General features: G+C 41.5%; 15 protein-coding genes. 3 read left to right on the top strand and 12 right to left on the bottom strand.

From position 1 onward, the window contains the following. Positions 1–20: 20 nt before the first annotated feature. From NSQ50_RS13860 to NSQ50_RS13850, 3 genes are read right to left on the bottom strand one after another with little or no spacing between them, the layout of a single operon-like run. Positions 21–527 carry a DUF2569 domain-containing protein gene (locus NSQ50_RS13860; protein WP_036678279.1) on the bottom strand — a complete coding sequence of 169 codons (507 nt, stop codon included), beginning with the start codon at positions 525–527 and terminating at the stop codon, positions 21–23. Between the two features lie 31 nt (positions 528–558). Next, the gene (locus NSQ50_RS13855; protein WP_036678282.1) at positions 559–1,131 is read right to left on the bottom strand and encodes a DJ-1/PfpI family protein; all 573 of its coding nucleotides are present in this window, start codon (positions 1,129–1,131) and stop codon (positions 559–561) included. Between the two features lie 17 nt (positions 1,132–1,148). Further along, positions 1,149–2,015 carry a S66 family peptidase gene (locus NSQ50_RS13850; protein WP_036678419.1) on the bottom strand — a complete coding sequence of 289 codons (867 nt, stop codon included), beginning with the start codon at positions 2,013–2,015 and terminating at the stop codon, positions 1,149–1,151. Positions 2,016–2,185: 170 nt separating this feature from the next. Between NSQ50_RS13850 and NSQ50_RS13845 the strand changes: the two genes are divergently transcribed. Then, complete coding sequence (locus tag NSQ50_RS13845; protein WP_036678285.1) at positions 2,186–2,680, top strand: hypothetical protein; 495 nt, start codon at positions 2,186–2,188, stop codon at positions 2,678–2,680. A 62-nt stretch (positions 2,681–2,742) separates the two neighbouring features. Here the strand turns inward: NSQ50_RS13845 and NSQ50_RS13840 are convergent, their stop codons facing one another. From NSQ50_RS13840 to NSQ50_RS13830, 3 genes are read right to left on the bottom strand one after another with little or no spacing between them, the layout of a single operon-like run. After that, positions 2,743–3,216 (bottom strand): GNAT family N-acetyltransferase, encoded by a 474-nt coding sequence (locus NSQ50_RS13840; RefSeq protein WP_036678422.1) that lies wholly within the window; start codon positions 3,214–3,216, stop codon positions 2,743–2,745. A 41-nt stretch (positions 3,217–3,257) separates the two neighbouring features. Then, the gene (locus tag NSQ50_RS13835) at positions 3,258–4,289 is read right to left on the bottom strand and encodes a Gfo/Idh/MocA family protein (RefSeq protein WP_076222647.1); all 1,032 of its coding nucleotides are present in this window, start codon (positions 4,287–4,289) and stop codon (positions 3,258–3,260) included. Between the two features lie 18 nt (positions 4,290–4,307). Further along, positions 4,308–5,195 carry a sugar phosphate isomerase/epimerase family protein gene (locus tag NSQ50_RS13830; protein ID WP_076129303.1) on the bottom strand — a complete coding sequence of 296 codons (888 nt, stop codon included), beginning with the start codon at positions 5,193–5,195 and terminating at the stop codon, positions 4,308–4,310. Between the two features lie 124 nt (positions 5,196–5,319). Here NSQ50_RS13830 and NSQ50_RS13825 point away from each other — a divergent pair, with 124 nt between their 5' ends. Further along, on the top strand, positions 5,320–6,204 hold the full coding sequence (locus tag NSQ50_RS13825; protein ID WP_076222649.1) for a helix-turn-helix domain-containing protein: 885 nt from the start codon (positions 5,320–5,322) through the stop codon (positions 6,202–6,204). A gap of 28 nt (positions 6,205–6,232) precedes the next feature. Next, the gene (locus NSQ50_RS13820; RefSeq protein ID WP_076222652.1) at positions 6,233–7,054 is read left to right on the top strand and encodes a DUF2785 domain-containing protein; all 822 of its coding nucleotides are present in this window, start codon (positions 6,233–6,235) and stop codon (positions 7,052–7,054) included. Positions 7,055–7,142: 88 nt separating this feature from the next. Here NSQ50_RS13820 and NSQ50_RS13815 read toward each other — a convergent pair whose 3' ends face one another. The 6 genes from NSQ50_RS13815 to NSQ50_RS13790 form a co-directional block, all read right to left on the bottom strand. Continuing rightward, positions 7,143–7,937, bottom strand: a complete 795-nt coding sequence (locus NSQ50_RS13815; protein WP_076222654.1) for a hypothetical protein — start codon at positions 7,935–7,937, stop codon at positions 7,143–7,145. Positions 7,938–8,012: 75 nt separating this feature from the next. After that, positions 8,013–9,116, bottom strand: a complete 1,104-nt coding sequence (locus NSQ50_RS13810; RefSeq protein ID WP_076222657.1) for a Gfo/Idh/MocA family protein — start codon at positions 9,114–9,116, stop codon at positions 8,013–8,015. 20 nt (positions 9,117–9,136) lie between these two features. Beyond that, positions 9,137–9,859: a ThuA domain-containing protein gene (locus tag NSQ50_RS13805; RefSeq protein ID WP_036678300.1), complete on the bottom strand. Its 723-nt coding sequence runs from the start codon at positions 9,857–9,859 to the stop codon at positions 9,137–9,139. A gap of 25 nt (positions 9,860–9,884) precedes the next feature. Further along, a complete protein-coding gene (locus NSQ50_RS13800) occupies positions 9,885–11,045 on the bottom strand; it encodes a Gfo/Idh/MocA family protein (protein ID WP_036678303.1) in 1,161 nt (386 codons plus the stop codon). A gap of 10 nt (positions 11,046–11,055) precedes the next feature. After that, a complete protein-coding gene (locus NSQ50_RS13795) occupies positions 11,056–12,099 on the bottom strand; it encodes a LacI family DNA-binding transcriptional regulator (RefSeq protein WP_036678305.1) in 1,044 nt (347 codons plus the stop codon). A gap of 188 nt (positions 12,100–12,287) precedes the next feature. After that, a complete protein-coding gene (locus NSQ50_RS13790; RefSeq protein WP_076222659.1) occupies positions 12,288–13,064 on the bottom strand; it encodes a sulfite exporter TauE/SafE family protein in 777 nt (258 codons plus the stop codon). Positions 13,065–13,285: the final 221 nt, after the last annotated feature.

Here is a 13,285-nt window from a genome sequence, read left to right as displayed (position 1 = left end):
CTTTAAATCACTTTATTAAATTACTTTACAAATGTATTATGTACTCGCTCTGATTTCAATAAATATGCAGTCCAAATTGCACAAGTAAACGCTGACCTAATGATCCTTTTGAGTGAATCTCCATTTCCAAGTTCTCTGGCAAGAGGAATTTGATAAAGAAGTACAACATCAATGATTCCTACTACAGGGATTGCAATATAGAAAATAATCAATAACCGTGGTAAAAATGCTTTTTTTCTGTAGAAATTAATTAGAATATATACACTAAACGCTAATATAGCTATATTGAAAGTGGTTTCAAAAACAATTATAAATCCCCACAAGGGATGATAGAAATCCGAACCTTTAGAAGTAAAAGCAGTCCAGATATCGGCATCAAATGCTGTAAAAGAATCCTGAAAAAGCTGCATCAACTGAATGATAATCGTCCCATAAAGACCGATTTGTACAAGAATCAACCATCCCCCAAGTCCTGATATCCCTAATGGTTTATAATCATTTTTCTTTTCGTTTAAATTAGTTTCCACGTCAACTCTCCCTGTTTATCATCTATCACTGCTATTTATCCATAATATCCCTAAACAATTGTTCTTTTTCTTCATCTAGATCCTGATAAATCCCTAAATAATCAAAGATTTCAAATGAAAAATCAACAAAAGCACGGCCTTTAGCAGTAATGATATGTTCATCTCTAACTACTCTCTTATCAACATAATTGTCTCTTGGAAATGGATCCTCTACATTAAGTTTACTGATTCTTTCTACTGAACACGAAGTAGTGAATTTACAATGATCTAAAATGCCCGCTCGTCCTAAATACTGTGGTCCATGACATATGGCTGCCAGCATCTTCTCTTCTCGATCAAGATGGTTTATCAGATCAGTTAAATCCTGTTTTTGATTTACAATCGGACCTCCGGGAATAATTAGCCCTTCAATATCATTAAGCTTAACTGCTTCTTTGAGGACCAAATCAGGTTGATAAGTCAGACCAGATTCGCTAACTACAGATTCATAACTGTATCCTACGGATAACACTTCTTTTTTTCCAACATTTCTAATCTTATGTAGTGCCAAGGTAATCTCAAAATCCGCAAAATCATCAGATATGAAGCAAAGAATTTTGCCCATCGCACACTCCACCTTTTTTACAAAGTGATTTTATCACCCACAACAATACACTTACTGTTACTGCCATGCCCAATCTCAGCTGTCTTTATGATAGGAATGGAGGTGGAATGGCTAATTTCCTTCACATACTCTTCTACTATCGGAAATTCATTAAAGTTCTCTAGTTCTGAAAATGACCCTAGAATCAATCCAGCACAAGCATCAAAATATTTCAATTGCTGGAGCTGAGCAAAAAAGGAGACTATTTTGTTAGCTCTGCCACTTAAACTCTCCAACAATAATATTTTGTCCGAAGGATCCGGAAAATAGCTTGTCCCTGCCAGCTTCAAAAAGCAGCGAATATTCCCTCCGATTACTATCCCGCTCATCTGGTTACCACGGACCCAATGATACCGGAAATCGTAAAGATCGTTTTGACCCTCGAAGAATGTTCGATAAAAAGCCCTCTGCTGCTCTGCCCCATCAGAAGACACTAAATTGATCAACTGATAATGATAGGATTTCGAATTATTTTGCGTAAATAAAGCGTTCAAAATAACTGACAAATCACTCATTCCAAAAAAGGGTTTGGGGTTCATACGGATACTTTCGTAGTCTATGTACTCTAAGATTTGGTTGGCAGAATCCCCACCTGAAATATCGAATATCGCGCTAATTTCAGTATTTTTAAATAGTTGATTCAGCTCCGCTGCCCTTTCCTTTGGATTTCCACTGAAATAACCATCTTTTCTAAACAAAGTATTAGCCACCACTACATGGAGTCCAAATGAATGCAAAACTTTTTTTAATTCCTCTACTTTAGGTAGGTTCTCTACTCTCACACCATCTGAACAAGCAATCAGTCCGACTTTATTCCCGTGTGTGAATTTTAAGGATGTGTTCATTTTAATAATCCTTTCGATGCTACTTTTTAGTTTAATCACCGCAAATTTACGATCATATTTACACCATACCATATTTAGGGAGTTGAATCATTTTCTTCTTGAAATTATGAAACCACAACATGGTAATATAAGTATAATAATGCAAGATCAAATACATTGGGGGTGTACTAATGCGTAAATCACCGTTGATATTGAGTATGATATTATTATCCCTGGCGTTAATTATGGGATGTAGTTCAGAAGTAGATGATGCTACTAAAGCCGCAGAGAAATATAAAAATGTAGAATATACCGTCAAGGCTTCTGAGGATTTAATGTCTGATGAATCCATTCTTGCGCGAAATGAAGAGATGAAACCGTATTTTACAGAATACTTTTCCGAAAAGGCTATAGCGAACCGAATTACAACTATCCCATTTAAAATCGCTGATACACAAAAGCTTTCTTTAAAACCGGAAAACCTAAAATTCAACCTTTCCGAACAAAAAAAGGATATTGTCGAGTTAAAATATACGGTGGATCTTGTTTTATTGGATAAGGATGACAAAGAAAGTAAACGTGTGCCTTTGGAAGGTATATTGACTCTCTTTGATGTGGACGGTAAATGGTTAGTGCAAGGGGATCGATTTGATACTGTAGCATTAATGAACTGGATTGATGGGTGAATTTGAATATCCTTCTTATCACAAAAAGCAGACTGCTCTAATGAGCAACCTGCTTTTTTGAATTACATTATTTTTTTACTCATCCTATAATTGACCAACAGAACACCTTTTCGTTCTACACTTTGTTTCGCAATAAGCTGGTATCCCCGTCGTTCAAAAAAAGGTTTAGCAGTGATGCTTGCTTCGGCATCCATTTCATAAAGACCCAGTTCTTTCGCTTTCAATTCAAGCTTACTCACCAATGCAGAGGCTATACCTAGTCCTTGGTAATCTTTGTGAACATATAATCGATCCAAATGTCCCTCTGCTGTCATATCAGAAAAGCCCACAATAATATTATCAATTTCGGCTACATAAGTGATATTTTGACGCAAAGAAGCTCTCCAAGTATTATGCTTAAGTACCTCTTCCTCTTTAGGTGCCCAAGCATCTAGCTGTTCCTGTGAATAGTCTTGTTTGTTTACGGAATGAACTGTTTCGTAGAACAATGAGACAATTTGACTAATATCCGATTCTCGGTAAGCTCTAATATCCATTTTGATCTCCTTGCTGGCGATTGTAGTAACAGAAGTCAATCTCAGAACTCCACTAGATCGATTTTCCGGCCAGATTCAGCACTTTCCAGCGCTCCGAACACCATTGCCATACTATACCGATTATCTCTACAATTCGTCTCTGCAGGACGTTGCTCTGCCAATGACAAGAACATCTCATCCAAACACCCGTGATGGAATGTTTTATTCATCTCAACATTATCTCCATTTATACGCTTTACGTCACGAATGAACTTATCGCTCTGATCTCCTGCAGTAACTACCTCAGCATATGGCAGCTCATGACCATCCCAGATTGCTGTTCCTTTCTCCCCGTTAACCCGCCAAGAAGCTTCCCATGACGTGGATGCACCTTCTGCACACCAAGATCCCTGATAGGTAAATATTGAACCGTCGGACATCTCGAAAATGCACACTGCCGACGCATTCCCCTCATACCATGAACCGGGAGGATTAAACTCCTGACAGTATACGGACACAGGATTCGCGCCACTAATAAACCGGGCCTGGTCGAAGGTATGAATTGCCATATCCAACAGCAGCGGACTTTTCATAACATCACGGAATCCCCCGAAATGAGCCCCAAGGAAAAAGCTTGCACCGATAAATCCTGTTCTTCCGATGGTTCCTGATTCTATGATTTTTCTTAAAGAACGAATACGAGGATCATAACGGCGGTTCTGCATCACAGCATGAGCGTTTCCAGTCCGTTCCGAGATCTCAACAATCTTATTACATTCCTCCATAGTCTCAGCTAAAGGTTTCTCACTAAACACATTACATCCAAGTTCCAATGCAGTGCTAGAAATATTGAAATGACTTCCTGGAACAGTAACGTCAAAGATGAGATTTGCTGCGGTCTCCTGTATCGCCTGCTTAATATCCGTAAACGTCAGACATGAAATCCCATGCTTCACGGCCATCGCCTCAGCTGACTCCAACCTTATATCTACTAGAGCAACGATCTTAGTATCTGGACGCAATAAAGCGTATTCAATCCATGCATTAGCCATTCCTCCGCAACCTGCAACTACTACCCGATACTGTGCTGTCATATTTCTCCCCCTGACTTATTAAAGCGGATTAGGCACAAAGCTGCCTCCGCGGCATTGTTTTAAATGATTCAAGGCATGTACTTGACCCATCATTTCCAGTTCATCCCGATAGACAGGATCATGCCAACCTTCAATATCAATGGTGCCTTTATAACCAGCCTGACGCAAAATGGAGATCACATCCGTCCAGTTCGTATCACCAAAACCCGGAGTACGGTGCCATACATAAGGTTTCGGGCCGTGGATTCCATATTCTTTTACAATATCCCAAGCGATGGTGGCATCCTTACCGTGTACATGGAAAATCTTATCTGTCCATTTGCGCAGCTGTGGGATCGGGTCAATCAACTGCACCATCTGATGGCAAGGCTCCCATTCGAGTCCCATATTGTCAGCAGGGACAGCGTTAAACATCTTTTCCCAGGCTATTGGATGATGAGCGATATTCCAGTCCCCAGAAGTCCAATTGCCATCCATGGAACAATTCTCAAAAGCAATTCTTACTCCGCGATCTGCTGCTCTTTTTGTCAGCTCACCAAATACCTCGGCAAACTTCGGAATCGATTCATCAATGGACACTCCTGGTAGTCGTCCCGTGAATCCTGATACCATATCAGTACCAAATACATGAGCATGATCAATAAGCCGTTCCCAGCTCGCTAATGCATCGGAATTGTCACCCGTATTCGTCAAAGGATTGCCAAAGATGCCAACCGATGAAATCACAAAATCATGTTTTGCCGCAAGTTCTTGCACACGCTTACCAGTTTCCACAAGATCTGTTTCACCTGTAGTCTGCCAGAAGGTTAAGCTAAAAGATTCGAAGCCATGACCTACGATTTGCGGAATCACTCTAACAGCATCTCCGCCTCCAACTAATGTGCCTATACGCATTGTATCCTTCATCTTGTGTACCACTCCAATATTGGTTTATAGTAAGTTCTATAACCCGAGTATATACTGCATTTGAGCTTAAAACTCTTATTATATTGTGTTTATATAGTCGTATATTGTGGGAGTTGAATAAATATTGAGCTATCCTAATGATCTTAAAGAATACCCTCAATTAGAAGGAAACACCTATCCGTTTCGATTGTTTTTTAATGAATGCAGACATGCGAAAATCGGCCAGAACATCCTTTTTCTACACTGGCATGAGCATTTCGAAATCATTATCATGCAAGCAGGCAGCGCCATTTTCCACATCGACAGCAAGCCCTACGAACTGCATCCCGGAGAGGTTTTGTTTGTTCCTTCTGGAGGTTTGCATGTTGGATATAGTCTGCGGGATGATCATGTCCGATTTATATCCGTCGTATTTCATAGTTCTTTATTTAAAGATTGGAAGCAAGATCCTCAACATGAACAATTCGTAGCTCCCTATTTGGAGAATCGATATCAGCTACCAGTTAAACCAGCAGCACTAGTTCCAACCTGTTCTACTTATTACTCTCTTCTGAACTCTATCGTGGATGAAGTGCATCAGAAAGGTCCTGCATTTCAGCTGATCATCAAAAATCAACTCCATCTGCTTTTTGTATTGCTCTCCCGTACCTTTTTGCCTGAACAGGTTTCTGGCAGAACAAATGAACGTCAATCCTTCAATCGTGAGCGTTTTAAGCCACTGCTGGAGTACATGGAGAACCATTTTGATGAGAAAATGACCATTGAAAGCGCCGCGAGATCCGTTAATCTAAATCCATACCATTTCTGCAAAACCTTTAAGAAGCTCACCGGCCGAACCTTCATCGATTATGTTAATCTTTGCCGCGTAAATGAAGCAGAACGACTGTTGCTGGAGACAGATTTTACTGTAACGGAGATTGCTGGACGAGTGGGCTGCGACAATCCTAATTATTTTACCAAGCTGTTTAAGCAATATAAAGGAACTACACCATCCGGTATTAGAAAATAATTCACACTGGAAAATAGGAGATTATAAAATGAATTTAAAAGAAACGTTGATATGCATAAAAGAAAATGATTACCAAGCACCTCCCGATACCTTCCAGTTGGTACAAGAAATGATAAATAACATTGGTTCTTTAGATGCCCAACTACGGGATGAGCTAATTTATACAACCTTATCACATTGGATCCCAGGTAATTCTCTAACTACAAATGAACTGGAACAACTTATACCCGTTATCTTGGATAAAAACCATTTGCATTTTAAGCTTGGCGAAACCAATACAGACTCTGTCTTCACTAGATCTTTCTCTATGCTAGTCATCCCACTCCTCTTCATGAGGCATAAAGAATCACCATTTCTCTCAAGAGAGCAAATTCATCAGATAAAGGAGAAGGTATTTTGCAGTGTGCAAAATGAGCGCGATTACCGGGGGTATGACGAAGAAAAAGGCTGGGCTCATGCCCTAGCCCATGCAGCAGATACTTTAGATGAATTGACTCAATGTTCCGAACTGGATAAAAATGACCTTATAACTATCCTCGATTTGGTTTACGAAAAGATGACCATAACAGATCGAATATACTCCGATGGGGAAGATGAGCGAATGGTAAGATCCTTAATGAGTGTTTTAGATAGAAAAATGCTTAGTCAGACTTATGTAGAGCAATGGATTCGAAGTTTTGGTGATGTGGAGAAAACTCCAGAATTTCTTCCTGCCTTTAAACAAAAAAATAATATAAAGAATTTTTTGAAAAGTTTATATTTTCGAGTTAAGTATTACAAAGTAGATGCCAATCTCTGTCCAACAATCGAGCATACATTATACAAAGTAGAAAAAGTATACTATTCCTAATTAAGAAAAAGTGAGGGTTAGAGCACCCTCACTTTCCATCTACTGCAAATGCGTGGAGAACTTGCTACCTGTTGACGGGTCTATTAGATTATTCAGTAACTGCTAGCTCCATTCTCCGCACACTCGCAAGCGCGGGAAAAGATTCCAGCACCATCCCTGTATTCCATAACTTAACCAGCTGTCCAACCTGCAAATCCTTAAAGCTGATGGTCTCTCCAGCTTCATTAAACATTTCAGATTTCGCATTGAAAGTGAACCAGTAAGATGGATCTTCGTTACCAGGTTCAAGGATTAGAATCCGCTTCGCCTGTTTAGTGTCGATATCAACGATTGTACCTACTACATGCGGATCACCAATTTCTGAAATATCATAGGTCAACATCTTTGGATCGATCCACTTCTCAATTTCAAGCTTAGCTGCTTCCGCATCATCAGACGGAATGGTAATAGTTACTTTATTACCAATCGTATCTACACCAGAGCCGTAGAGATTCAGTTTCTGGTATAGTTCTTGTTCATGCAACAATTCTTGAGCAGCTAATAACTCTTGCATCGTATATTTCACATCATGAAGCTCATAAGTACCAGCAGTGAAAGTCTGAGCAAGGCTTTGCTCAATCTCCGAGTTCAAACCTACAATATTAATATGAACCTTGTTATCTTGCAGATAAATATCTCCGTTAGGAATCTTCTGAGCTGATAAGAAAGTCTTAACCGCGCCTGGATCATCCATTGCGGGGTTCGTAGAAGCTAAAATTTGTGGTTCTGAACTAATCACAGGAGTTGGAACCGGCTCCTTATTCGCTTGTTGAGCCTCTGAACAGCCACTGATTAACAAAATAACAACGGGAATCCATATCCAACCAATAATTATCTTACGCATCCTATTAACACCTCCACTCTTCATCTTCTCAAACGAAGACCGGAAGTGATAGGTTGCAGATTCAGGAAGAATTCTCTAATCCAAAGTGTAAGGAGCAAGACCGATTGGAAGTGCCGCAGGACGAGTGCAGGTGCTTTCCATTTCGTAGAATGAATGAGCATCAGAAGAATCATGGAAAGCCCACATTGCTTCTAATACGTGATAAGCCAGTTCTCCACTGGCACGATGCCCTCTACCCGTCCGAATGGCGTAAGCCATATCTGCTGGTCCAATCCCGCGGGTATTCTGATCATACCCTGACAACAACGGCTGTTCCGTCCACTCATTCTCACCCATAAGCCGGAGTTTCACGGGACCCCCAAAGTTATTCGGGTCTGGAACTTGAATCGTTCCTAGCGTTCCGTAGATTTCTATATGCGGCAGGTTGCTCCCGCCAAAGATATCAAAGCTTGTAATCAACGTTGCAATGGCACCATTTTCAAATCGTAAGGTTCCGGCTACGTGAGTTGGAATTTGGACAGGAATTATATTCCCAAATTTCTTCTCACTTGTAATCGTACGTTCTTCCAGCGCTTTCCCAGTCATTCCACTAACCGTATGAATAGGACCCAGCAGCTGCACCAAAGCCGTCAAATAGTAAGGACCCATATCGAACATTGGACCTCCACCAGCGGCATAATAAAATTCCGGATCTGGATGCCAATGCTCATGTCCACGGCCCATCATAAACGAAGTAGCTGCAACGGGTGCGCCAATTACTCCTTCATCTATCAGCTTCAATACCGTTTGAATTCCCGCTCCGAAGAACGTCTCCGGTGCACTGCCCACAAGTACTCCCTTTTCCCGCGCCGCAGTCAGAACTTTGCGTCCTTCTTCTCTCGTCACAGCTAGAGGTTTCTCAACGTATACATGTTTACCCGCTTCAATAGCTTTCAGGCATACTTCCGCATGAACAGCTGGTATCGTTAAGTTGATTACGATTTCTATCTCTGGATCGTTCAGTAATTGTTCTGTGGTATAGACGTTTGGAATATTGTATTTATCCGCTTGTTCTTGTGCTCTCACCAAATCCAAATCCGCACATGCAACTAGATCAAGGATCTCGAACTTTTTACAGTTCTCCATATAGATACTACTGATTTTACCGCATCCGATAATACCAACTTTAACTTTATCCATTCGCTGATCGCTCCCAGAATTTATTGACTGTCTGCCATTCCACTATAGCTATTCCTAACCCCCGAAACATTGGATAATGCTTGCGCTTTACCTTCAGCTGCCCATATTAATCCTCTGCGCATCATTTCACGCACTTGCGGCTGATCTACAATGTCCGCATGATGCCCCAGTGAATTATAATAAACTCTGCCCAAGCCCCAACGTTTTGTCCAAGCTACTGGCATATCAACAGCCTTATTATACGAATGAGGCCCTTCAACTACTGGAAAACGAGTCGTAGCAAGAACTTCAACAGCTGGATCTACATGCAGATAATATTGCTCTGAGCAAACGCTGAAATCTTCTAATCCTTCTACCAGAGGAGTTGAGCTTTGACAAATCTCTACGGTATAGTTAACGCCGTCATTACCAGGATGAGCTACCCATTGTCCACCCGTCATAAACTGCCAATCTACATTATTACGAAAAGAATCACACATCCCGCCATGGCAACCGGCAAGACCTGTTCCATGCTGTACAGCTGCTGAGACATTATTCACAAGTTCCTGCTCGATTGTGCCCATTGTCCATACCGGCACGATCAAATCTAGTCCAAGAAGCTTATCTGCATCAGCAAAAGCCTCCAGAGTATTTGATACTTCAACTTCAAACTGTTCCTCTTGCAACATTTTAGCGATTATATCAGCTACCTGCTCAGGCTCATGACCATCCCAACCGCCCCAAACAATCAATGCTTTTCTCATTTTCAGCACTCCTTCTAAGGTTAGATTACATTTCGGATAAATCGACCCAACGGCGTTCATCAATAGAACGTTCTACAGCCTCTAACACCGCTTGGCATTTCACTCCATCATTGAAATTTGGTTCTGGCTGACGACCTTCTTCAATTGCGTTAGAAAGCTCCAGCATTTCGTGAATAAACGTATGTTCAAAACCAATCGTATGACCAGGCGGCCACCAAGCCTCTGCATACTCATGAGCAGGATCGGTCGCCAACACACGACGAAAACCTTGTACATCCTCGGCATCCGAGGTCAAATAAACTTCTAATTCATTCATACGTTCGAAGTCGAATTTCACACTACCAAGACTCCCATTGATCTCAAAAGAATTGGTAGAGCGATGACCCGCTGCGAATCTTGTAGCTTCAAAGTTGCCCAGAGCACCATTATCAAAACGGGCTAAAAACAAGGTGGCATCGTCAACGGTAACCTTACCCTTGGGTGCATCTTTATCTCCTTTAGCGCTTAAACCAGTCATTTCAGCGGCAAGCGGACGCTCTTTTATGAAGGTCTCGCTCATGCCGATTACTTCCTTCATATCGCCTACTAAGAAATGAGCCAAATCTATAAGATGCGCCCCCAAATCTCCATGCGAACCTGAACCGGCGATATCCTTCTGCAGTCTCCATACTAAAGGGAAATCCGGATCTATTATCCAATCTTGTAGAAACCAAGCCCGAAAATGATAAATCTTTCCCAGACGCCCACTCTCTATGAGCTTCTTAGCCAGTCGAACTGCCGGAGAAAAGCGATAATTAAAACCAACCATATGTGTAACTCCCGCGTCTTCAGCAGCTTGCAGCATTTCACGGGAATCTGCCAAGGTCAGCGCAAGTGGTTTTTCACAAAAAATATGTTTACCTGCTTTGGCTGCTGCCAAAGCTATCTCCTTGTGCGCGTTGCTGGGAGCATTAATATCTATAAGATCAATATCCTCTCGAGCGATCAGATCCTTCCAATCCGTAACACAATCCGCCCAGCCTAACTGCGATGCAGCTTCTTCAAGCGCTTCACTATTACGTCCACAGATTACAGACATTTCCGGTTTAAGCGCCTTCGGGAAAAACATAGGCAAACTGCGATAAGCATTACTGTGGGCTTTACCCATAAATTTATAACCGATCATTCCAATGCGAAGCTGTTTCATCTTATTCCTCCTAAGTGTTGATAGATTTAGATGAAGCTCGTATAACTAGTTCTGTCGGTAATTTGATCTGTACGGCTGGTGCGGGTATATCTGCCAGATTGTTTCCCAGCAATTCAATGATTTGGGCTGCGGCAAGTTCACCTAGTTCGTAAAAGGGAACCCGCACACTGCTTAATGCAGGTGTGGTAAGCTCCGCAGCTTCCGAATCATCATAACCCACAATAGCTGGCAGGCGATCCCTTGGTATTCCTAGCTCCTGCAGCCCTTGCTGCAAACCAATGGCCATCCGATCATTGGCGACCATAATCGCATCAATCTCATCCAGCAGAGGCAACATTTCTTTGGCAGCTATAATCCCGCTTTTCCGGCTGAAGTTACCTTCGAACAAAAGTGAAGAATCTACAGAAAGATTCACCTCTGCCAAAGCGCGGGCATACCCCGTTAGACGATCTCGGCTGTTGGAATAAGATTCAGGCCCATTTAGAAAAGCAATCCTCGTAAAACCTTGTTCCAGTAAGTGTTTAGCCGCTTGCCAGCTTCCTTCGACATGATCGGCATCCACCTCGTGAAAAGCTTCCCCTGCAAAATGCTGATTAATCAGACAAAAAGGATGGTTTTCTTCCTTCAAACGGCGGAGTGAGGCTAGCTCACCTGGCTCTTCTTTAGCGCCAAGCACAATGCAAGCATCGATCTTCCGCATCTTAAACAACCCGCTATAATCCATTGGCTCTTCGGCATTTCGAAACAGCATTAACAGATCATAACCCTCTTCTCGCGCCTTGCTCCCTATTCCACTTAATATTTCTGAAAAATAATAAGTGGAGAACAAGCGGGCTTTAGGCAAATAAGGCATCACTACACCCAAGTTCCCGCTCCGTCTACGTGCAAAGCTCTGTGCGAGTGAACTAGGGGTATAGCCTAGCTTCAGTGCAGCTGCCAACACACGTTCCTTCGTTTCTTCCTTAATCGGACCAACGTTATTTAACACGCGAGATACTGTGGCTTCTGAGACACCTGCAAGCTCGGCAACCTCTTTACGGCTGGCGATATAAATTCCTCCTTCTCATAGGTTATGAACAGTGACATTTAGCCTCGTTCAATATACTATTCGAAAACGCATTCATTTAATGTACGCGCGTACATTTTCTCATGAACAAGGCTCTTCGTCAACCCTAAGATTGGATAAATTCAAAAGACGTTCATATACACTAAGAAGAAGAACGTCTTTCTATTTCTTTTCAACTATCCGCGAGGTACTAGCAATAGGACACCAAGTAAAATGATAATCAGAAATAAGTAACTCTCAAATTTCTTAGCAGGAATACGTTTATTCACATATACACCAAGCACTGTAGCTAAGATAATTGCTGGAATAGAATATCCATAAAGAACAAGAGCATCCGCAGTCCACAATCCCCCGATAGCATGACCAGTTACAACAAGTACACCAGAAATAAGAAAATGAGCTTGCAACGTACCCCGAAAGCGATCAGGATTCCACTGTCGTAAAGTACCATAGATCACGACCGGGACACCATTAAAGTTATAAGCACCGCCAAGTACACCCGAAGCGAATCCGAAGGGATACACCCAGCCTTTTGCCTTAAGCAAGGGATGATCGATCGTCTTAACTATTCTCTTCTTAATCACTGAATAAACTCCATAAACAATCAAAAATATACCAAGTCCAGTCATCATTACACTTGCAGGTGCTAAATAAAGCATGACTAGTCCTACAGGAATTCCTATCACTGTTGAGAGTGCTAATCGAATCAGAATAGGTCGTTCTATATGCCGCCACCCACTCACAACTGTAAGTGAGGCAACCGTGAGGCCTGCCAATCCAATCAAAGAAACTGAGGTATGTATAGGAATCGGGAGCAGTGCAAGCAGTGGCATGCTCACAATCGCTTCACCAAAACCAAACATGGTTCTCATCAAGGCACCTATAAATACTGCTAATACGACTAGTGTAATAATTGTAACGCAATCGTTTATCCCCCTCCTAATCTCATCCATCCGTAATTGTGTATAAAATCATCACATAGACAGATCATCTGGAATACATTTCTTTTTCCCACTCTTCTAATTATAACATATCATTCGCTAAAAAACAGATATCGTTAGAGAACAAACGCGCATTTTAACATCCATAGAATCCATCACATTGCCGTTATAACTACACAATAATGGATATATACATATATTTAATGAAAAACCTTTAAAATCGATTACAGAGG

It is taken from the genome of Paenibacillus sp. FSL R10-2788 (assembly GCF_038003885.1).
Taxonomy (GTDB): domain Bacteria; phylum Bacillota; class Bacilli; order Paenibacillales; family Paenibacillaceae; genus Paenibacillus_AQ; species Paenibacillus_AQ odorifer.
The sequence above is the reverse complement of the archived record's forward strand: the minus strand, read 5'-3'. Positions and strand labels throughout refer to the sequence as shown.

Bases quoted from the DNA above. Each gene is read 5' to 3' on its own strand.
- NSQ50_RS13855 (WP_036678282.1), bottom strand. From the start codon at position 1,131: ATGGGCAAAATTCTTTGCTTCATATCTGATGATTTTGCGGATTTTGAG.
- NSQ50_RS13850 (WP_036678419.1), bottom strand. From the start codon at position 2,015: ATGAACACATCCTTAAAATTCACACACGGGAATAAAGTCGGACTGATT.
- NSQ50_RS13845 (WP_036678285.1), top strand. From the start codon at position 2,186: ATGCGTAAATCACCGTTGATATTGAGTATGATATTATTATCCCTGGCG.
- NSQ50_RS13840 (WP_036678422.1), bottom strand. From the start codon at position 3,216: ATGGATATTAGAGCTTACCGAGAATCGGATATTAGTCAAATTGTCTCA.
- NSQ50_RS13835 (WP_076222647.1), bottom strand. From the start codon at position 4,289: ATGACAGCACAGTATCGGGTAGTAGTTGCAGGTTGCGGAGGAATGGCT.
- NSQ50_RS13830 (WP_076129303.1), bottom strand. From the start codon at position 5,195: ATGAAGGATACAATGCGTATAGGCACATTAGTTGGAGGCGGAGATGCT.
- NSQ50_RS13820 (WP_076222652.1), top strand. From the start codon at position 6,233: ATGAATTTAAAAGAAACGTTGATATGCATAAAAGAAAATGATTACCAA.
- NSQ50_RS13815 (WP_076222654.1), bottom strand. From the start codon at position 7,937: ATGCGTAAGATAATTATTGGTTGGATATGGATTCCCGTTGTTATTTTG.
- NSQ50_RS13810 (WP_076222657.1), bottom strand. From the start codon at position 9,116: ATGGATAAAGTTAAAGTTGGTATTATCGGATGCGGTAAAATCAGTAGT.
- NSQ50_RS13805 (WP_036678300.1), bottom strand. From the start codon at position 9,859: ATGAGAAAAGCATTGATTGTTTGGGGCGGTTGGGATGGTCATGAGCCT.
- NSQ50_RS13800 (WP_036678303.1), bottom strand. From the start codon at position 11,045: ATGAAACAGCTTCGCATTGGAATGATCGGTTATAAATTTATGGGTAAA.
- NSQ50_RS13790 (WP_076222659.1), bottom strand. From the start codon at position 13,064: ATGGATGAGATTAGGAGGGGGATAAACGATTGCGTTACAATTATTACA.